The following is a 20,080-nucleotide window of genomic DNA, read 5'->3' as shown; positions in this document are numbered from 1 at the left end:
TTGTTCGCGCGGGCAGGGTGCCTGCGGCGCGAAAAAATTGTAGGAGAGCGCGACGGGAACGCTCAAATGTTGCGAGGCGTTCCTAGAAAGTGGGATGCCGGCGGCGGCGAAGGGCCGCTTTACGAGCGCGCGGCCGCCGTCGCCTGCGCCTGCACGGCCGGCGCGAGCTTGTCCGCCTCGACCGGCACATCCGGCGGCACGCCCAGCAGCTGCAGCGAGCCGCTCGTGACCGACGCGAACACCGGCCCGGCGACGGTGCCGCCGTAATACCCCTTGCCGCGCGGCTCGTCGATCATCACCGCGACGATCAGGCGCGGATTGCTCATCGGCGCCATCCCGGCGAACAGCGCACGGTACTTGCCCTGCGCATACGACTTGCCGACCTGCTTGCGCGCCGTGCCGGTCTTGCCGCCGATCCGGTAGCCGTCGACGCGCGCGCGGCGTCCCGTGCCGCCTTCGCCGACCGCCATCTCGAGCATCGAGCGGATCGCCGCCGCCGTCTGCGGCGTCGTCACGCGATGGCCGCGATGCGCGTCGATCGTCTGCTTGTCGGTGCCGTTCTTCAGCAGCGACACCGGATGCAGCGTGCCGTCGCCGGCGTACGCGGTGTACACCTGCGCGATCTGCAGCAGCGACATCGACAGCCCGTAGCCGTACGCCATCGTTGCCTGCTCGATCGGCCGCCAGCGCTTGTAGGGCCGCAGGCGGCCCGACGCGACGCCGGGGAAGGTCAGCTCCGGCGCGCGGCCGATCCCGTATTCCTGGTACTTGTTCCAGATCGTCTCGGCGGGCAGGTTCAGCGCGAGCTTCGCGAGCGCGACGTTGCTCGACTTCTGCAGCGCCTGCGCGACGGTCAGCGAGCCGTGGTTCGACGTGTCGTGGATCACGGCCGGGCCGATCTTGTAGGTGCCGGGCGACGTGTTGAGGATCGTGTTCGGGCGCACCTTGCCTTCGTCGATCGACAGCGCGACGACGAGCGGCTTGATCGTCGAGCCCGGCTCGAACGTGTCGATCACCGCGCGGTTGCGCAGTTGCTGGCCGGTCAGGCGCGCGCGGTCGTTCGGATCGAAGGTCGGATAGTTCGCGAGCGCGAGGATCTCGCCGTTCTGCGCGTCGAGCACGACGACGCTGCCGGCCTGCGCGTTGTTCTCGAGCACCGCGGCCTTGAGCTGGCTGAACGCGAGCTGCTGGATGCGCCGGTCGATCGTCAGCTCGATCGTCGCGCCGTGCTGCGCGGGCACGAGCGGCCGCGTGTCGGACACGATGCGGCCGAGCCGGTCGCGGATCACCTCGCGCTGCCCGGCGGTGCCCGACAGCGGGCTGTTCGCCGCCAGTTCGACGCCTTCCTGCCCCCGGTCCTCGACGTTCGTGAAGCCGACCACGTGCGCGGCGGATTCGCCTTCGGGGTAGTAGCGCTTCGAATCGGCGATCTGCGTGACGCCCTCGATCGCGAGCTTGTCGAGACGGCTCGCGGTGTCGGCGTCGATCTGGCGCTTGAGCAGCACGAATGTGCGGTCGTTGCGCAGGCGGCGCTTGACCTCGGCGAGCGGCATGTCGAGCAGCTTCGCGATCTGCGGATAGTCAGTCTCGGCGACCTGTTTCGGATTTGCCCAGATTTCGTAGGTCGACAGGCTGACGGCGAGCATCGCGCCGTTGCGGTCGACGATGCGGCCGCGCATCGCGTCGAGCTCGATCGTGCGCTGGTAGCGCTTCTGGCCCTGGCCGACATAGAAATCCTGGTTGGCGATCTGGACCCAGAATGCTCGGGCGAGCAGCGTCGCGAACGCGAGGAACACGATGATCACGACCAGCTTCGAGCGCCACATCGGCAGGCGCGAAGCGAGCATCGGGTGCTTGGTCGCCGATGCATACGGATCGGCGGGATGGGTCTTCTTTTTCACGCTCATGCGGGGGCCGGGGCGAGCCGCCAGGCGGCGGGCTGTCAGTCTGGATATGCGATTGTAATAAATGAGTAATCGACATGTGGGGAAAAGTGCGTGAGTCCGACCCCGATTTTGGGGATGCGGACGCGGGGCTGAAGCCGGGAGGGGGCGCGTGCAACCCGCTTGCCGAAATCGGACGAGTCCTGAAATCGAACCGTCCCCGGTTAATTTTTTTTGATGCGGGCCAATTAAAAACGCCCCCGGAGGGGCGTCGATATTCTCAAACAGGAAAAACTAAATCGCTAAAACTGGAATAAACCCGAAACCCGCAGACAATACGCGTCAAAAATACCTGACTATCGATCGACGGAAATAAATTCCTTGTATTCCGGCTGGATCGTGCAAGTGTCGATTTCCTGCAGCCGCCATGCCCCTTTCGCGTGCTCGCCGACGAGCACGGCGGTGCCCTGTTCGCGCTGCGTCGCGTCGAACGACAGCCCCTGCAGCTTGCAGACGGCCTTGCCGCTGTCGGCCGCGCAGAGCGCCATTGCGCCCTCGACGTCCTTGACCTTGCCCCATGTCGGAAGATCGATGCCTTGATGTGCCTCGCGAGACCACAGTCCTTCGTCGGTGTCCACCCACAGCACTGCAAAAGACTGTCGAGTTGCCGCTTCGCTGCCATTAATCCGAATGGTGAGGCGCATTGGATCGTCTCCTTATGAAAAATGACTCATTCGACCACGTTGGCCTCGATAGTCTAGATAGACTGCCGTGAAACGCAAGACGCAATGCGCAATAAATGAACCTCGCGCACATCCGCATTTCGCATGAAATGTTGTCTGATGAAAATGGCCGAACAGCCGCGACTGCCGCGTGACGCCGGCCGCAGGCGCGTTGCACCGGGCGGCAGTGCGTCGTCCCGCGTCGCGCAACGACACGCGGCCGCCGCAGACGCGTCGATGTGTCGCGCCTGATCCGAGGGGCTGGCGCCGGCCCGGATCGCGCGCGGCCGCCGGAACCACACACGCAGACAATCTCATACAAATCCGCACACTTTCGCAAAACTTTCAGGACAGACTTGTCCCGAACCCGGCCCCACACTGGCAAGGTCCCGACTGGCGTTGCGGCCCTCATTCGCGGCGCCGCCCGCGTTGCCGCTCGCGCCGACTTGTCGCGCGGCGGATGCCGGATCGGGACGCCGGGCACGCTCGACGGCCCGCAGACCGACAGCCGTCACGCCCGGCGCCAGTGCGCCGGGCGGCGTGCCGTCCGGCCGATTTTTCGAAGGAGATTCCCGTGCTGATCTGGAAAACCGCCCTGTCGCTCAACTGGCGCACGAGCCTCGTATCGCCGGCGTGCGCGCCGGTCGCCGCGGCGAACGTCGGGCGACTGGTGCTCACGGGCGCAACCGGCTTCATCGGCAGCACCGTGCTGACGGCGCTCGTCAATGCGGGGCTGCTCGACCGCATCGTCTGCGTCGTGCGCGCGCAGGATCGCGGCCATGCGGTTGCGCGGCTGCGCGAGGCGGCGCTGCGCGCAGGGCTCGCGCCGTACTGGGCATCGCGCCTGAGCGACGCGAACGTGGTCGTCGGCGCGCTCGGCGACGTCTGGGAAGGCGCGGAAGCGGCCCGTCTCGCGCAGGCGACGCATGTGATCCACTGCGCGGGCCACGCATCGTCGGCGGACGGCGCGCACCTGCAGGCCGACGTCGACGAGTCGCTGCGCTTCGCCGCCCGGTTTGCGCACGCCGCGCAGTTGCAGCGCTTCGCGTACGTCGGCACCGCGTTCGTGCGCGGCGGCCGGGGCGGCACGGTGCAGGAAGACGCGCCGTCCGGTGCGGCCGACGCTGCGGATCCGGGCGCAGCGCTCGCGGGCGCCGTGCTGGCGGCGGATTACCTGCACGCCAAGCGCGAGACCGAGCGGCGCCTGCGCGCGCTCGGGCTGCCGCTCGTCGTCGTCCGTCCGTCGCATGTCGTCGGGCACACGGTGCTCGGCACGCGGCCCGCGCCGAACACGTTCTGGATGTTCCGTCTCGTGCACGCGGCGCGCCGCTATACGGCGCGGCCGATGACGCGCATCGACATCGTGTCGGTCGACGACGTCGCGCGCGCGACGATGCTGCTGGCGGTCAAGCCGGCGCTCGCGCACGACGTCTATCACGTGTCGGCGGGCGAGGAGGCGCCGATGGTCGCGCAGATCGTGCGGGCGATGGACGAGGCGGCGGGGATGGCGGGCGCGCCGCGCTACGCGGCGTGCGCGGCGGCGGAACTGCCGCTCGTCGTGCGCGACGTGCTGGGGCGCGCCGATCCGGCGCTCGAGCGGGTGGTCGGCAAGGCGCTGCAGCGCTTCGCGGAATTCGCGGCCGCCGATCGCGTGTTCGACAACCGGCGCGTGCGCGATGAAATCGATTTCGAGCCGCTGCCGTTCGTCGATTACGTCGAGGAATGCATGCGTACGTCGCGCGGCGTCCCGGTCACCGCGCTGATGCGCGGCGAGGCCTGAGCCTGCGCGCGGCTCACGGCGCGCTGTCGCCGAGCTCGATCAGCCGGTCGAGCGCGCGGTAGATGTCGTCGAGCGCATCCTGGCCGAAGCGCGCCTCGAGCAGCCGGTACTGTTCGTCGATGCGCGGGCCGATTTCCGTGACCAGCTTCCGGCTTTGCGGCGTCAGGCTGACGAGCAGCCTGCGCTGATCTTCCTGCGCGCGCATGCGCTTGATCAGGCCGTCGCGCTCCATCCGTTCGAGCACGCCCGTCAGGCTCGGGCTCAGGATGCAGCAGCGCCGCGCGATCTGTCCCGCTTCGAGCGCGTGCGACGGCTCGCCGTCGAGCACGCGGATGATCCGCCATTGCTGTTCGGTCAACGCGAATTCCTTGAGAATGGGGCGGAACCGCCCCATCAGCGTTTCCCGGGCCTCGAGCAGCAGCATGGCCAGATTGCGGTGGTCGAACGAACGGTTCATCGAGATGAAGGGGTTGGACGGGGACGCGCCAATCTTAACAGGCGGTCGCGGCGAATTTCGCGTATCAGGGTAATCGAGGTTGTCACTGCCCGATTGTTTACTTAAGATGTTAAGTATTGACGATGCGCCGCGACGCGCGGCAGGGGAATGACGCATGGAGCTGTCCTGCATGACCGCCGCGGCGCCGCCGCTGCCGGTAGCCATCGGCACCGTCTACGGCGCGCTGCTCAACGAGCGCGCCGCGCTCGTCGCGCTCGGCGACGCGGTGCATCAGCCGCCTTACGGGCGGCCGCCGCAGGCGCCGATCCTGTACATCAAGCCCGCCAACACCCACGCGGCCGACGGCGCGGCCGTCGTCGTGCCGGCCGGCGTCGGCGCGCTGGAGATCGGTGCGTCGGTCGCGGTCGTGTTTGCCCGCCGCACGACCCGCGTGGCGGCCGACCGCGCGCTCGACTACGTGCACGGCTTCACGCTCGCGAGCGACGTGTCGGTGCCGCATCCCGACTATTACCGTCCCGCCGTGCGCTTCAAGTGCCGCGACGGGTTCTGCCCGCTCGGCCCGGCGATCGTCCCGCCCGGCGCGCTCGACGACGTCGACGCGATCCGGCTGGCCGTGCGGATCGACGGCAACGTTGCGCAGTCCGCGTCGACGGCGACGCTGATCCGCCCGGTGCGGCAACTGATCGCCGACGTGTCGGCATTCATGTCGTTCGACGCCGGCGACGTGCTGCTGCTCGGCGTGGCGGGCGGCGCGCCGCGCGCGAAGCCGGGCAGCCGGATCGAGATCGCCGCGCACGGCATCGGCACGTTGCGGCATGCGCTGATCGCGGAGGAGGCCCGATGAGAACCGCTCGCGTGATCTACAACGGTGCGCAGCATGCAGCCGAACCGGCCGGCGACGGCCTGATCCGCCTCGATACGGGGCGGGTCGTCGAGGAGACCGCGGTGGCCTGGCTGCCGCCCGTCGCGCCGCGCACGACGTTCGCGCTCGGCCTGAACTACGCGGACCACGCGAAGGAGCTTGCGTTCAAGGCGCCGAGCGAGCCGCTGATCTTCCTGAAGGGCCCGAACACGTTCATCGGCCACCGGTCGCGCACCGTACGGCCCGCCGACGCGACCCACATGCACTACGAGTGCGAGCTGGCGGTCGTGATCGGCCGCCCCGCGCGGAGCGTGCGCCGCGCGCAGGCGCTCGACTACGTCGCCGGCTACACGGTCGCGAACGACTACGCGATCCGCGATTATCTCGAGAACTACTACCGGCCGAACCTGCGCGTGAAGAACCGCGACACCTGCACGCCGCTCGGGCCGTGGCTCGTCAGTCGCGACGAGATCGACGACCCGGGCGGCCTGACGCTGCGCACGACGGTCAACGGCCGGGAGACCCAGCGCGGCAGCACGCACGACATGATCTTCGACGTGCCGGCGCTGATCGAGCACATCAGCGGCTTCATGACGCTGTCGCCGGGCGACCTGATCCTGACCGGCACGCCCGAAGGGCTCGCGGACACGCAGCCGGGCGACGAGGTCGTCACCGAGATCGAAGGCATCGGCCGGCTCGTGAACACGATCGTCGGCGAACACGACTACTATCGCGCCGGCTGAGCCCGCCGCACAAGGAGAGCAGATGACCATCAAGCACTGGATCGACGGCCGCGAAGTCGCAAGCCGCGAGACGTTCACGACGCTGAATCCGGCGACCGGCGACGTGATCGCCGACGTCGCGTCCGGCGGCGAAGCGGAAGTCGACGCGGCGGTGCGCGCGGCGAAGGCCGCATTCCCGAAATGGGCGAACACGCCCGCGAAGGAGCGCGCGAAGCTGATGCGCAAGCTCGGCGAGCTGATCGAGCGGAACGTGCCGGCGCTCGCGGCGCTGGAGACGCAGGATACGGGGCTGCCGATCGCGCAGACCAGCAAGCAGCTGATTCCGCGCGCGTCGGAGAACTTCAATTTCTTCGCGGAAGTGTGCGTGCAGATGAACGGCCGCACGTATCCGGTCGACGACCAGATGCTGAACTACACGCTGTACCAGCCGGTCGGCGTGTGCGCGCTGATCTCGCCGTGGAACGTGCCGTTCATGACCGCGACGTGGAAGACGGCGCCGTGCCTCGCGCTCGGCAATACCGCGGTGCTGAAGATGTCCGAGCTGTCGCCGCTGACCGCCGACCAGCTCGGCCGGCTCGCGCTCGAGGCGGGCATTCCGCCGGGCGTGCTGAACGTCGTGCAGGGCTACGGCGCGACCGCCGGCGACGCGCTGGTGCGGCATCCGGACGTGCGCGCGGTGTCGTTTACCGGCGGCACGACCACCGGCAAGAAGATCATCGAGCGCGCGGGCCTCAAGAAGTATTCGATGGAGCTCGGCGGCAAGTCGCCGGTGCTGATCTTCGATGACGCGGACTTCGACCGCGCGCTCGACGCGTCGCTGTTCACGATCTTCTCGATCAACGGCGAGCGCTGCACCGCGGGCTCGCGGATCTTCGTGCAGCGTTCGATCTACGACCGCTTCGCGCAGGAATTCGCGCGCCGCGCGAACAATCTCGTGGTCGGCGATCCGGCCGACCCGGCGACGCAGCTCGGCGCGATGATCACGCGCGCGCACTGGGAGAAGGTGACGGGCTACATCCGCATCGGCGAACAGGAAGGCGCGCGGCTCGTCGCGGGCGGCGCCGACAAGCCGGCGAACCTGCCCGCGCACCTGCGCAACGGCAACTTCGTGCGGCCGACCGTGTTCGCCGACGTCGACAACCGGATGCGCATCGCGCAGGAAGAGATCTTCGGCCCGGTCGCGTGCCTGATTCCGTTCGAGGACGAGGACGAAGGGCTGCGGCTCGCGAACGACACGCGCTACGGCCTCGCGTCGTACCTGTGGACGCAGGACGTCGGCAAGGTGCATCGCCTCGCGCGCGGCATCGAGGCCGGGATGGTGTTCGTCAACAGCCAGAACGTGCGCGACCTGCGGCAGCCGTTCGGCGGCGTGAAGGAGTCGGGCACCGGGCGCGAGGGCGGCGAGTACAGCTTCGACGTGTTCGCCGAGATCAAGAACGTCTGCATTTCGATGGGTTCGCATCACATTCCGCGCTGGGGCGTGTGAGCGGCGCGTGAAAGAACGATATGGAGACTCACGATGGGCAAACTGTCCCTCGCTGCAAAGATTACGCACGTGCCGTCGATGTACCTGTCGGAGCTGCCGGGCAAGCATCACGGCTGCCGCGCGGAAGCGATCCGCGGCCACCGGCTGATCGGCGAGCGCTGCCGCGCGCTCGGCGTCGACACGATCGTCGTGTCCGACGTCCACTGGCTCGTCAATGCCGGGTATCACGTGAACTGCAACGCGCGGTTTTCCGGCATCTACACGAGCAACGAGCTGCCGCACTTCATCCGCGACATGGCATACGCGTATCAGGGCAATCCGGCGCTCGGCCGGCTGATCGCTGAGACGGCGTCTGCGCGCGGCATCGCGACGCGCGCGCACGAGATCGACAGCCTCGAACTCGAATACGGGACGCTGGTGCCGATGCGCTACATGAACGCCGACCAGCACTTCAAGGTCGTGTCGATCGCCGGCTGGTGCATGTGGCACACGCTCGACGAAAGCCGCCGCTTCGGCGAGGCGCTGCTCGAAGCGATCGGGAAGAGCGATGCGAACGTCGCATTCCTCGCGAGCGGTTCGCTGTCGCATCGCTTCAACGACAACGGCAGCCCCGAGGAATCGATCCACCAGATCAGCCGCGAGTTCTTCCGGCAGGTCGACCTGCGGGTCGTTGAATTGTGGAAGCAGGGCGATTTCGCGACCTTCTGCAAGATGCTGCCCGAGTACAACCAGCACTGCTTCGGCGAGGGCGGCATGCACGACACCGCGATGCTGCTCGGGCTGCTGGGCTGGGACCGCTACGACAAGCCGGTCGAAATCGTCACCGATTATTTTGCGAGCTCGGGCACGGGGCAGATCAACGCGATCTTCCCGCTGCCATGAGCGCGCGCCGCAACGGAGGTTTGCCATGCCGCACATCGTGGTCGAGTACACCGACAACATCCGCGACGACGCGCGGATCCCCGCGCTGCTGAAGACGATCAACGACACGCTGATCGCGCAGGGCGATGCGTTTCCGATCGGCGGCATCCGCTCGCGCGCGATCGCGCTGAGCGATTACCGCGTGGCCGACGGCAGCGAGGACGACGCGTTCGTGCACGTCACGCTGAAGATCGGCGCGGGGCGCAGCGACGCGGTGAAGCAGGCCGCGTGCGACGCGCTGTTCGACGCGATCAACGCGCATTTCGCCGAGCTGTATGCGCGCCGCTATCTGGCGCTGTCGATGGAGCTGAGCGAGTTCAGCGAAGCCGGCACGTACAAGCACAACAACATTCACGCGCGCTACCGGCGCGCGCCCTGACTTCCGGAAACCCGACATGCTGGACACCGCCACCATCGACCAGCTCGCGCGCCGGCTGCACGCCGCGGAACGCGAGCGCAAGCAGATCCGCCAGATCTCGCTCGACCATCCCGACATCACGATCGACGACGCCTATGCGATCCAGCGCAGCTGGGTCGATCTGAAGCTCGCCGAGGGCCGCGTGCTCAGGGGGCACAAGATCGGGCTGACTTCGAAGGCGATGCAGTCGTCGTCGCAGATCGACGAGCCCGACTACGGCGCGCTGCTCGACGACATGTTCTTCGACGACGGCGCGACCATCCCGACCGGACGCTTCATCGTGCCGCGCGTCGAGGTGGAGCTCGCGTTCGTGCTCGGCAAGCCGCTCAAGGGACCGGGCTGCACGGTGTTCGACGTGTACGACGCGGTTGACTACGTGGTGCCCGCGCTCGAAATCATCGACGCGCGCAGCCAGTCGATCGATCCCGATACGCAGCGGCCCCGCAAGGTGTTCGACACGATCGCCGACAACGCGGCCAACGCGGGCGTCGTGATCGGCGGCCGGCCGGTGCGGCCGATGGACGTCGACCTGCGCTGGGTCGCGGCGATCATGTCGCGCAATGGCGTGGTCGAGGAAACCGGCGTCGCGGCGGGCGTGCTGAACCATCCGGCGAACGGCGTCGCATGGCTCGCGAACCGGCTCGCGCGCTTCGATGTCACGCTCGCGGCGGGCGAGATCATTCTCGGCGGCTCGTTCACGCGGCCGTGCGCGGCGCGGCCGGGCGACACCTTCAGCGTCGACTACGGTCCGCTCGGCGCCATCCACTGTCATTTCGCGTAAGGAGGCGGCGATGCGGATGCCGGTCAATGCATTCAAGGCCGCGCTCGCGCGCGGCGACGCGCAGATCGGGCTGTGGCTCGGGCTCGCGAATCCGTACAGCGCCGAGGTGGTGGCGGGCGCGGGGTTCGACTGGCTGCTGATCGACGGCGAACACGCGCCGAACAGCGTGCCGGGGATGCTCGCGCAACTGCAGGCGGTGGCCCCGTATCCGTCGCATCCGGTGGTGCGCGTCGCATGGAACGACCCGGTCCTGATCAAGCAGGTGCTCGACATCGGCGCGCAGTCGCTGCTGGTGCCGATGGTGCAGAGCGCCGGCGAGGCGCGCGCGGCGGTGGCCGCGACCCGCTATCCGCCGCAAGGCGTGCGCGGCGTCGGCAGCGCGCTCGCGCGCGCGTCGCGCTGGAATCGCGTCGACGGCTACCTCGCGCGCGCGAACGACGAAATGGCGGTGCTGGTGCAGGTCGAGACGCGCGCGGGGCTCGAACAGATCGACGCGATCGCGCGGGTCGACGGCGTCGACGGCGTGTTCATCGGCCCGGCGGATCTGGCCGCGGACCTGGGTCATCTCGGGCAGCCCGGCCATCCCGAGGTGCAGGCGGCGATCGACCGCGCGCTCGCGGCGATCGTGGCGGCGGGCAAGGCGGCCGGCATTCTGAGCGCGGATGAAGCGGCCGCGCGCCGTTATCTGGCGGCGGGCGCGACCTTTGTCGCGGTCGGGGTCGACACGACGCTGCTCGCGCGCGGCGCGGAACAGCTGGCGGCCCGCTTCAAGGGCGCGGCGAGCGGCGGCGAGACGCGCGGCGATTCGACGTATTGAGCGGTCGCGGCCGCCGCGCGGCGGCCGCATGCATCATGCCCGCGCGTCGTTATCGCGCGCATGACGGCGGCGCGGCAAAACCGTTCGCGCCGATCGATGTCACCGGTCTGAATGCCGCACTGGCATTTCCGATCAAACAGATGCGCGTTGTAACTCGCCACGCTCGACAATCTCGAAATTCTTCCCCCAAATTGTTTCGGCAAGTTGCTTGCGGCCGCCGAAAATTGGCTATAGACTCGTGCTGCCGTTACGGGGTGCGAGAAAAAGATGAATTGATACTCGCAGTGTTTTGCTCCCGAACTTGCACGTCACGCCAGCGCACGTCGATCCCGTTTGTTTTTCAGGACGGCCCGTGAGCACGCCCGGTGATAATGACTCGACGATTGCTGCTTACAAGTCAAGGAGTGAGCTGTGTATTCGGTCGTTCTCAGTAAAATATCAAAGACATATAAACTCGATGCCGTATCGGTGCCGGCATTGACGGATATCAATCTCGAGGTCCGCGCCAATTGCTTCACGGTGATTTCGGGGCCGTCGGGAAGCGGCAAGACCACGCTGCTGAACCTGATCGGCTGCGTCGACCGCCCCGACAGCGGCGAGGTGTCGCTGGCCGGACAGGCCGTCAATCGCCTGTCGGATAACGCGCTTTCCAGTTTTCGCCTCCATCATCTCGGTTTTATTTTCCAGAATTTCAATCTGCTGCCGGTATTGACTGTATTCGAGAATGTCGAATATCCGTTGATTCTGATGAAAATGCCGGCGCGCGAGCGCCGCCAGCGAATCATGGGTTTGCTTGAGGCAGTCGGTCTGGGGAATAAGGCAAATAATCGACCTTCTCAACTTTCCGGCGGCCAGCGTCAACGCGTTGCGATTGCCCGCGCATTGGCGACATCGCCCAAACTGGTATTGGCCGATGAGCCGACCGCCAATCTGGATAGTGAAACAGGCGCTGCGATTATTTCGCTGATGCGCAAGATGCAGCACGAACATAAGGTTTCGTTTGTATTTTCGTCCCATGATCCCAAGGTGCTGGCGGAAGCCGACGACGCAGTATTCATTCGCGACGGCCGCATCACCCATATCGAACGGCGGCTGGAAAAAGCCGTAGGGGTGGCCTGATGACGTTTTCGCTTGCACTGCGCAATCTGTTGCGCAATCGGCGCCGCTCGCTGACGACGCTGTCGGCCATGGTGGTGGGCGTGGTCGCGTTGCTGATCTTCGGCGGCTATTCGCGTAACGCGATTCTCGCGACGCAAACCGGCTATGTTCAGTACCAGGGCCACTTGCAGATCATGCGCAAGGGCTACTTCCAGTTCGGCAGCGGCAATCCGACCGCCTACGGCATCGCCGACTACCAGCGCGTGATCGACGCGGTCCAGCGCGATCCGGTGTTGCAGCCGATGCTGGCGGTCGTCACGCCCACGCTGCGGCTCAACGGCATCGCCGGCAATTTTTCGAACGGCGTGTCGAAGAGCATCGTCGCGGCCGGCGTGGTGGTCGACGACCAGAACAAGATGCGCAAGTGGGACGACTACAACAGCATCGGCCGTTCACTGCTGATCGAACTCGGCGGCACCTCTCCCGACTCGGCGGTGATCGGGTCCGGCGTCGCGCGCCAGCTGCAGCTGTGCAAGCCGCTGCACCTCGACGACTGCCCGTCCGCGGCGGAGCTCGGCATCGCCGAGAAGCCCGCTGATGCGCCGGCGGCGCCGGCCAACGTGATGGCGCTGTCGGCCCTCGAGCAGACGGCCGCGCCGCGCGCGCCGGCGACCCACATCGAACTGTTGGCCGCCAGCGTGAACGGCGCGCCCAACGTCGCCAGCCTGAACGTCGTGAAGGCGCAGAACTGGGGCGTCAAGGATATCGACGACTCGCTGATGATCATGCACCTCGATCAGGCGCAGCGGCTGCTGTTCGGCAACGCGCCGCCGCAGGTGACGGCGATCCAGATCCAGCTGCGCCATACGAACCAGATTCCGGTCGCGCAGGCGCGTCTTGAGAAGCTGCTCGACGAGCAGTTCAAGGACAAGTCGCTCGAAGTGCTCGACTACGAGACGCTGACGCCGATCTACAAGCAGGTGATCCAGTTCTTCGACTCGATCTTCGGCTTCATCTCGATCCTGATCTACGTGATCGTGCTGTTCACCGTCAGCAACACGATGAGCATGGCCGTCGTCGAGCGCACGGCCGAGATCGGCACCTTGCGCGCGATTGGCCAGCGACGCGGCGGCATCCGTGCGCAGTTCGTCTGCGAGGGCGCGTTGCTGGGCGTGTTCGGCGGCCTGCTCGGGATCGTCGTCGCGGTGCCGCTGGCTTACGTGATCAACCACAGCGGCCTGACCTGGGCGCCGCCCGGCTATTCCTACAAATATCCGCTCCTGGTGCGGGTGTGGGGCGATCACGCGCTGATGTTCGGCACGGCATTCTCGCTCGCCGTGGTGGCCATCGTGTCCGCCTGGTGGCCCGCCAACCGCGCGGCAAAGCTCGACATCGTCGACGCGTTGCGCCACGCGTAGCACTTCCCGGATGGCGCGGCGTGTAGGATGCCGCGCGCGCCGGTTCCCCATGGTCATGACGCGCGCCGGGCAAGGCCCGGACGGCGCGCGTCCGGGCCCGGGCGACGTATCGCCGTTCTTCCCGCCATTCATCGCACCACGGAAATCACTCGATATGAAAAAGTTGCGCCTCGTGCTCCCGGTTCTGCTCGCAGTGGCGAGCCTGGGGGCGTCTTACGCGATCGCCGCGCCCAGCGCCCAGGACATTCTCGCGGCCAGCGACTCGATCCGGAATCCGGACCGCCCGTTCAGCCTGACGACGACGCTCACCGAGTATCGCAACGGCAAGCAGACCGACCTGAACACCATGACGGTGTATTCGAAGGCGGACAAGAACAGCGGCCAGTTCCGCAGCCTGATCCGCTTCGTCGCGCCGGCGCGCGACGCGAACAAGCTGATGCTGAAGACCGGCAACGACCTGTGGTTCTACGATCCGGCCAACAGCGCGAGCATCCGGATCTCGCCGCAACAGCGGCTGCTCGGGCAGGCGGCGAATGGCGACGTGGTGACCTTCAATCTCGCGAAGGACTACCGCGCGACGCTGGTCGGCGAGGAAGACACCATCGACGGCGACCGCCAGACGCGCCATTGCTACAAGCTGGCGCTGGCGGCGGTCCGCTCCGACGTGACCTACGACCACATCGAGATGTGGATCGACACCGCCAGCAGCCGGCCGGTGAAGGCGCGCTTCTACAGCGAGAGCAATCGCCTGCTGAAGACGGCCTACTACCGCCGCTATGAAAAGCAGCTCGGCGCGGAGCGTCCGACCGAGACGGTGATCATCGACGGCCTCGATCCGAACTGGGTGACCCTGCTCGACTTCAGCAACTGGATGCCGCGCGAGGTGCCGGAAGAGTGGCTGCAGCGTGATTACCTGGCGCGCTTCAAGCCCGAATAAGCATGCGTGCGGGCGTGGCCGTGGCATGGCTGCTGGTGGCGGGCGTCGCGCACGCGCAGCAGGATCCGGATCTGGCGGCGCTGTCGCTGCAGAGCGGCGCGCCGCAGGCCGAGGCGAAGCCGCGCGCGTGGCAGCTGTTCGCCGAGGGCGGAACCGGCTGGTCGCGGATCCGTACCGAGTCGCTGAGCAACCAGACCAGCTCGATCCAGCGTCTGTCGGCCGACCTGCGCATCGACGCGACGCCGCTGCGCGGGCTGCGGGCCGTGCTGTCGGACCGGCTCGACTATGCGGACTGGCCGTACCAGATCGAGCCGAACCGCGAGGTCAACACGCTCAGGGAAGCGTATCTGAGCGTGCAGCCGAGCAACAACGTGATCTTCGATGCCGGTCGCATCAATCAGTATTCGGGCGTCGCGGTCGGGTACAACCCGACGGATTTTTTCCGGGGTGGCGCGGTGCGTTCCCTCGTGACGCTCGATCCGCTCAGCATCAAGAACAATCGTCAGGGCAGCGTGATGGTGCGCGGCCAGATGCTGTGGGATGGCGGGTCGGTGATGGCGCTGTTTTCACCGAAGCTCGCGTCGCGGGCGAACAATGCGCCGTTCAATCCGGACTGGGGTTCGACCAATGGCGTGAATCGCGCGATGCTGATCTTCAGCAAGCGGATCAGCGCGAATCTGAATCCGCAGTGGCTGCTGTATCAGGAGCAGGGCGGCTCGGTGCAGTTCGGCATGAACCTGACCACGCTCGTCAACGATTCGACCGTGGCCTATGTCGAGTGGGCGGGCGGGCGGCGCAATACGCTGCTGACGGACGCGCTGGGGCAGGGCGGCGACAAGGCGTTCCGGAACCGCCTGTCGACGGGCTTCACGTATACGACCAGCAACAAGCTGTCACTGACCTTTGAGTACGAGTACAACGGCGCGGGGCTCGACAAGGGGAGCTGGGACGCGTTGCCCGCGACGTCCCTGCCGGGCTATGTCCGCTATCAGCAGTACGCGATGACGCAGCAGGAGATGACGACGCGGCACGCGCTGCTGTTTTACGCGACCTGGCAGGACGTGGTGATCAACCACCTGAACCTGTCCGCGCTGGTTCGCTACAGCGTCGCCGATCGCAGCAACCTGTCGTGGCTCGAACTGCGCTATCGCTGGCCGCATGACGAGGTGGCGGTGCAATGGCTGAACAACAGCGGGAAGCTGTTCAGCACGTTTGGCGCGTCGCCGCTGCGGACCGCGCTCGAGTTGTCGTATCGGCATTACTTTTGACGGAGTGAAGGAGACGGGGCGCGCCGGCGGGGGACGCGAGCGCGACCCCCGCCCGCCGCGCCGGACCGTCCGTCCGCGCGTGGAAGCGCGGGCATGCAGAGGCATCAGGCAGATTGAAGCAAGGTGCGTCAGTCCGGCCGACGGGTGAGAGCCGTCGGCCGGACTGGCCCGGCGGTCGCGCGCGCCATGCGCCGCCGCCGCGTCACCGGCGGTTTTCTGAACAACAAGAGCCAATCAAAACTCGAGGGCGTCATCATGAAGGCGATTTTGTTTCCTGGACAAGGTGCGCAGTTTCGCGGGATGGGCAAGGATCTGTTCGCCCAGTACCGGTCATTGACCGAGACGGCCTCGGACCTGCTCGGCTACTCGATCGCCCGGCTGTGCACCGAAGACCCCGACGACACGCTGCGCCTGACGCAGTACACCCAGCCGGCGCTGTACGTGGTCAACGCGCTCGGCTATTACCGGCGTCGCGATGACGGCCTCGCATTGCCCGATTTCGTGGCCGGGCACAGCCTCGGCGAGTACAACGCGCTGCTGGCGGCCGACGTGTTCGACTTCGAGACGGGGCTGCGCCTTGTGCAGCGGCGTGGCGAACTGATGGGCGCGGCCAGGGACGGCGCGATGGCCGCCGTGATCGGCATCGACGAGGAGCGTCTGGCCGCGCTGCTCGGCGAGCACCGGCTCACGTCGATCGATCTGGCCAACTTCAATACGCTGAACCAGATCGTGATCGCCGGCCCGAAGGAGGCGCTGCAACGCGCGGAGCAGCTGCTGACGGCGCGCCAGGTGCGCTGCGTGATGCTGAACGTCAGCGCGGCGTTCCATTCGCGCTACATGAAAGACGCGCAGTCCGCGTTCACGACCTTCCTGCGGAGCTTCACGTTCCGCGCGCCGGCCGTGCCGGTGATCGCCAACGTATCCGCGCGCCCGTACCGCGACGGCGAGGTGGCCGACACGCTCGCGCGGCAGATCAGCCATTCGGTGCGCTGGGTCGACAGCGTGCGCTACCTGATGGGCGCGGGCTGCACGGAGTTCGTCGAGATCGGCGGCGCGGTGTTGACGCGCATGGTCGACGAGATTCGCAAGACGGCGACGCCGCTCGTGGTCGAGCCGGAACCGGCCGTCGCGGCATCGGTTTCGGCTTCGACGGCGGCGGCTCCGGCTCCGGCGACAGTCCCCGCGCAAGCCGCGCCCGTCGCCGGCCCGCGCGCGCCGCTGTCCGCCGAAACGCTCGGCAGCGCGCTGTTCCGTGAGCGTTTCGGCACGCGCTATGCATACGTGTCGGGCGCGATGTATCGCGGCATCGCCGCGCCCAAGCTCGTGGTGCGGATGGGCAAGGCCGGTTTCGCCGGGTTCTTCGGCACTGGCGGGCTGTCGTTCGACGAGATCGAGGCGGGCATCCGCTACATCCAGGGCGAGTTGCGCAATGGCGAGGCATACGGCCTGAACCTGCTGGCCAACTACGCATATCCGGAGCTGGAGCGGCAGACGATCGAGCTGTACCTGCGGCATGGCGTGCGCCTGATCGAGGCGGCCGCGTTCATGCAGGTGACGCCCGCGCTCGTGCTGTTCAAGCTGAAGGGCCTCGGACGCGGTACCGACGGCAGGATCGAGAGCCGCCATCGCATCATGGCGAAGATTTCCCGGCCCGAGGTCGCCGAAGCGTTCATGAGCCCCGCGCCCGCGCACATCGTCCAGCAACTGCTGAAGGAAGGCCAGGTCACGGCGGAACAGGCGGAACTGGCGAAGCAGGTGCCGGTGAGCGAGGACATCTGCGTCGAGGCCGATTCGGGCGGCCATACCGACGGCGGCATTCCGAGCGTGCTGTTCCCGGCGATCCTGCAGCTGAAGGACGAGATGGCGCGCAAGCATCAGTATGCCGAGCCGTTCTGCATGGGGCTGGCGGGCGGGATCGGCACGCCCGAGGCGGCGGCGGCGGCATTCATGATGGGCGCGGACTTCATCCTGACGGGCTCGATCAACCAGTGCACGGTGGATGCCGGCACGAGCGACGACGTAAAGACGCTGCTGCAGGACATCAACGTGCAGGACACCGACTACGCGCCCGCCGGCGACATGTTCGAGACGGGCGCGAAGGTCCAGGTGCTCAAGAAGGGCGTGTTCTTCGCGACCCGCGCGAACAAGCTGTTCTCGCTGTACAACCACAGCGCGAGCCTCGACGACATCCCGGAGAAGACGCGCAAGCAGCTGCAGACGACCTACTTCAAGAAGAGCTTCGACGAGGTCTGGGACGACACGCGCCGGTATCTCGAAGCGCAGGGGATGATGCACGAGATCGTCAAGGCGGAGGCCAACGCGCGGCACAAGATGGCGCTCGTGTTCCGCTGGTACTTCGCGTATTCGACGCGGCTCGCGCTGTCCGGCAATCAGGAGGAGCGCGTCAATTACCAGGTGCACACCGGGCCCGCGCTCGGCGCATTCAATCAGTGGGTCAAGGGCACGGCGCTCGAATCGTGGTCGAACCGGCATGCGGACGAGATCGGCCGGAAGCTGCTCGCGGCGACCGCCGACTATCTGAACCGGAGCGTGGAGCGCCTGTTTCAGCGCGCCAGCGCCTGAGGTCGCCGTGAACGAGCATGTGATCCGCGCGCGCGGGATGCGCGCGTCCGTCGTGCGCGCCGCGCGGGTGGGGCGCGTCGAGGCGGGGGCTCGCGCATGAGCCCGCGCAAGGTGGCGTTCCTGTTTGCCGGACAGGGGGCGCAGTATTACCAGATGGGGCGCGGCCTGTACGAGCGGAATGCGTGCTTTCGCGCGCACATGGACCGGATGGACCGGCTCGCGCGCGAGCCGCTCGGCGCGTCGGTCGTCGCGACGCTCTACGGGCCGGCCGGCAAGGCCGAACCGTTCACCGACATCCGCTTTACGCACCCGGCCATCTTCATGGTGGAGTTCGCGCTCGCGCGGACCCTGATCGAGGCCGGCATCGAACCCGCCTGTACGCTGGGCGCGAGTCTCGGCACCTTCGCCGCGCTCGCGATCGCGGGGCGCTGGTCGATGGAACAGGCGCTCGCGTCCGTGATCCGTCAGGCGCTCGCGCTCGAGCGTCATGGCCCGGCGGGCGGCATGATCGCCGTGCTGGGCGCGCCCGCGCTCTACGAGGCGTCGCCGTTCCTGCAGGCGCGCGCGGTGATCGCCGGGCGGAACTTCGCGTCGCACTTCGTGCTGGCCGCGCCCGAGGCCAACCTCGATGCGCTCGGGCGCGGCCTCGTCCGGCTCGACTTGACCAGCCAGACGGTGCCGGTGCGCTATCCGTTCCACTCGCCGTGGATCGAACCGATGCGCGACCTGCTGGGCACGTCGCACGACGCCGGCGCGTTCCGGCCGTCGGCGATCCCGGTGTTCTGCTGCGCGCACGGCGCGCCGCTTGGCGAGATCGCCGACGACTACTTCTGGCAGGTCGCGCGCCGCGAAATCGCGTTCATGACGACGATCGACGCGATGGAGCGGACCGGTCCGTTCGATTACCTCGATTGCAGCCCGACCGGCACCTTGAGCACGTTCCTGAAATACCTGCTGCCCGCGTCGGCGGCGTCCCGGCACATGGGCGCGATGGCGCCGTTCGGCGACGACCTGAGCCTGCTCGAATCGGTCGTCGCGCGGCTGCGCCCGGCGTCCGCGCGCGCCGTGCCGCACGCGGCGGGGAGGTAGCCGCGATGCGGATCTTCGCGCTGTCGGATCTTCATGTCGATTTCGACGCCAACGCGCGCTGGGCGGCGGACTTGTCGCGCAGCGACTACCAGCGGGATGTCCTGATCCTGGCGGGCGATCTGTCCGATTCGCTCGACGCGGTCGAGCGGTGCCTGGAAGGGATGGCGCGCCGCTTCCGTCAGGTGTTCTTCGTGCCCGGCAATCATGAACTGTGGGTCACGCGCGACGGGCGCGACGCGACCTCCGTCGACAAGTTCGCGCGCCTGCGGGGCGTGGTCGAGCGCGGCGGCGCGACGATGCGGGCGGCCAGCGTGGAGCGCGTGTCGATCGTGCCGCTGTTCGGCTGGTACGACTATTCGTTCGGCATGCCCGGACCGGAGTTGCGCCAGACCTGGATGGATTTTCACGCGTGCCGCTGGCCCGACGGATGGTCGGACGCGGATGTCACCGATTACTTCATCCGGCAAAACGCGCCGCCCGACCTCGCGCGGGAGGACGTGACGATTTCGTTTTCGCATTTCCTGCCGCGCATCGATCTGATGCCGGCCTTCATTCCGCCCGCGCGGCGCGTGATCTATCCGGTGCTGGGCAGCATCCGGATCGAGCAGCTGGTCAGGACCATCCGCCCCGCGATTCATGTGTATGGGCATAGCCATGTCAATCGCGACATCCGGATCGACGGCATTCAGTACATCAACAACGCGTTCGGCTATCCCTACGAGGAGCGGATCGCGAGCAAGGCCTTGAAGTGCATTTATGGCGCGGATTAGGTGCGTGCGCACCGGTCCGGCGTGACGCCGGTCTTTCACTGCGCATT

Annotated in this window: 18 protein-coding genes; 15 read left to right on the top strand and 3 right to left on the bottom strand. The window is 67.2% G+C overall.

Going from position 1 to position 20,080, the window contains the following annotated elements; translation table 11 throughout:
* Positions 1-119 precede the first annotated feature (119 nt).
* Both ACFIMZ_RS28140 and ACFIMZ_RS28135 read right to left on the bottom strand, forming a co-directional pair.
* Positions 120-1,907: a peptidoglycan D,D-transpeptidase FtsI family protein gene (locus ACFIMZ_RS28140; protein ID WP_431822746.1), complete on the bottom strand. Its 1,788-nt coding sequence runs from the start codon at positions 1,905-1,907 to the stop codon at positions 120-122.
* Positions 1,908-2,239: 332 nt separating this feature from the next.
* On the bottom strand, positions 2,240-2,587 hold the full coding sequence (locus ACFIMZ_RS28135; protein ID WP_431822745.1) for a DUF3564 family protein: 348 nt from the start codon (positions 2,585-2,587) through the stop codon (positions 2,240-2,242).
* A 592-nt stretch (positions 2,588-3,179) separates the two neighbouring features.
* On the opposite strand from ACFIMZ_RS28135, the gene ACFIMZ_RS28130 reads away from it, so the two are divergent.
* Positions 3,180-4,385 (top strand): SDR family oxidoreductase, encoded by a 1,206-nt coding sequence (locus tag ACFIMZ_RS28130; protein ID WP_431822744.1) that lies wholly within the window; start codon positions 3,180-3,182, stop codon positions 4,383-4,385.
* Between the two features lie 13 nt (positions 4,386-4,398).
* Here ACFIMZ_RS28130 and hpaR read toward each other — a convergent pair whose 3' ends face one another.
* Positions 4,399-4,842, bottom strand: coding sequence for a homoprotocatechuate degradation operon regulator HpaR (hpaR, locus tag ACFIMZ_RS28125; RefSeq protein WP_431825383.1), 444 nt, complete (start codon positions 4,840-4,842; stop codon positions 4,399-4,401).
* 154 nt (positions 4,843-4,996) lie between these two features.
* On the opposite strand from hpaR, the gene ACFIMZ_RS28120 reads away from it, so the two are divergent.
* The 14 genes from ACFIMZ_RS28120 (at position 4,997) to ACFIMZ_RS28055 (ending at position 20,033) form a co-directional block, all read left to right on the top strand.
* Positions 4,997-5,686: a fumarylacetoacetate hydrolase family protein gene (locus ACFIMZ_RS28120; protein WP_431822743.1), complete on the top strand. Its 690-nt coding sequence runs from the start codon at positions 4,997-4,999 to the stop codon at positions 5,684-5,686.
* Positions 5,683-6,447: a fumarylacetoacetate hydrolase family protein gene (locus ACFIMZ_RS28115; RefSeq protein ID WP_431822742.1), complete on the top strand. Its 765-nt coding sequence runs from the start codon at positions 5,683-5,685 to the stop codon at positions 6,445-6,447. Before ACFIMZ_RS28120 ends, ACFIMZ_RS28115 begins: the two co-directional genes overlap by 4 nt.
* 22 nt (positions 6,448-6,469) lie before the next feature.
* The gene (gene hpaE / locus ACFIMZ_RS28110) at positions 6,470-7,933 is read left to right on the top strand and encodes a 5-carboxymethyl-2-hydroxymuconate semialdehyde dehydrogenase (RefSeq protein ID WP_431822741.1); all 1,464 of its coding nucleotides are present in this window, start codon (positions 6,470-6,472) and stop codon (positions 7,931-7,933) included.
* Between the two features lie 33 nt (positions 7,934-7,966).
* Positions 7,967-8,815 carry a 3,4-dihydroxyphenylacetate 2,3-dioxygenase gene (hpaD, locus tag ACFIMZ_RS28105; protein WP_431822740.1) on the top strand — a complete coding sequence of 283 codons (849 nt, stop codon included), beginning with the start codon at positions 7,967-7,969 and terminating at the stop codon, positions 8,813-8,815.
* 25 nt (positions 8,816-8,840) lie between these two features.
* Complete coding sequence (locus ACFIMZ_RS28100) at positions 8,841-9,233, top strand: 5-carboxymethyl-2-hydroxymuconate Delta-isomerase (RefSeq protein WP_431822739.1); 393 nt, start codon at positions 8,841-8,843, stop codon at positions 9,231-9,233.
* A gap of 16 nt (positions 9,234-9,249) precedes the next feature.
* Positions 9,250-10,053: a 2-oxo-hept-4-ene-1,7-dioate hydratase gene (gene hpaH / locus ACFIMZ_RS28095; RefSeq protein ID WP_431822738.1), complete on the top strand. Its 804-nt coding sequence runs from the start codon at positions 9,250-9,252 to the stop codon at positions 10,051-10,053.
* Between the two features lie 10 nt (positions 10,054-10,063).
* A complete protein-coding gene (hpaI, locus tag ACFIMZ_RS28090; RefSeq protein WP_431822737.1) occupies positions 10,064-10,870 on the top strand; it encodes a 4-hydroxy-2-oxoheptanedioate aldolase in 807 nt (268 codons plus the stop codon).
* 411 nt (positions 10,871-11,281) lie between these two features.
* A complete protein-coding gene (locus tag ACFIMZ_RS28085) occupies positions 11,282-11,989 on the top strand; it encodes an ABC transporter ATP-binding protein (protein ID WP_431822736.1) in 708 nt (235 codons plus the stop codon).
* Positions 11,986-13,386: an ABC transporter permease gene (locus tag ACFIMZ_RS28080; RefSeq protein ID WP_431825382.1), complete on the top strand. Its 1,401-nt coding sequence runs from the start codon at positions 11,986-11,988 to the stop codon at positions 13,384-13,386. The genes ACFIMZ_RS28085 and ACFIMZ_RS28080 overlap by 4 nt, the downstream gene beginning before the upstream one ends.
* Positions 13,387-13,540: 154 nt before the next feature.
* Positions 13,541-14,323 (top strand): outer membrane lipoprotein-sorting protein, encoded by a 783-nt coding sequence (locus ACFIMZ_RS28075; RefSeq protein WP_431822735.1) that lies wholly within the window; start codon positions 13,541-13,543, stop codon positions 14,321-14,323.
* A 2-nt stretch (positions 14,324-14,325) separates the two neighbouring features.
* Complete coding sequence (locus ACFIMZ_RS28070) at positions 14,326-15,591, top strand: hypothetical protein (protein ID WP_431822734.1); 1,266 nt, start codon at positions 14,326-14,328, stop codon at positions 15,589-15,591.
* A gap of 255 nt (positions 15,592-15,846) precedes the next feature.
* Positions 15,847-18,174 carry an ACP S-malonyltransferase gene (gene fabD, locus ACFIMZ_RS28065; protein ID WP_431822733.1) on the top strand — a complete coding sequence of 776 codons (2,328 nt, stop codon included), beginning with the start codon at positions 15,847-15,849 and terminating at the stop codon, positions 18,172-18,174.
* Positions 18,175-18,270: 96 nt separating this feature from the next.
* Positions 18,271-19,263 (top strand): acyltransferase domain-containing protein, encoded by a 993-nt coding sequence (locus ACFIMZ_RS28060; protein ID WP_431822732.1) that lies wholly within the window; start codon positions 18,271-18,273, stop codon positions 19,261-19,263.
* Between the two features lie 5 nt (positions 19,264-19,268).
* Positions 19,269-20,033 (top strand): metallophosphoesterase family protein, encoded by a 765-nt coding sequence (locus ACFIMZ_RS28055; protein ID WP_431822731.1) that lies wholly within the window; start codon positions 19,269-19,271, stop codon positions 20,031-20,033.
* The last annotated feature ends 47 nt before the right edge of the window (positions 20,034-20,080 follow it).

This window comes from Burkholderia sp. F1 (assembly GCF_050813845.1).
Lineage (GTDB): Bacteria > Pseudomonadota > Gammaproteobacteria > Burkholderiales > Burkholderiaceae > Burkholderia > Burkholderia ubonensis.
The sequence above is the reverse complement of the archived record's forward strand: the minus strand, read 5'-3'. Positions and strand labels throughout refer to the sequence as shown.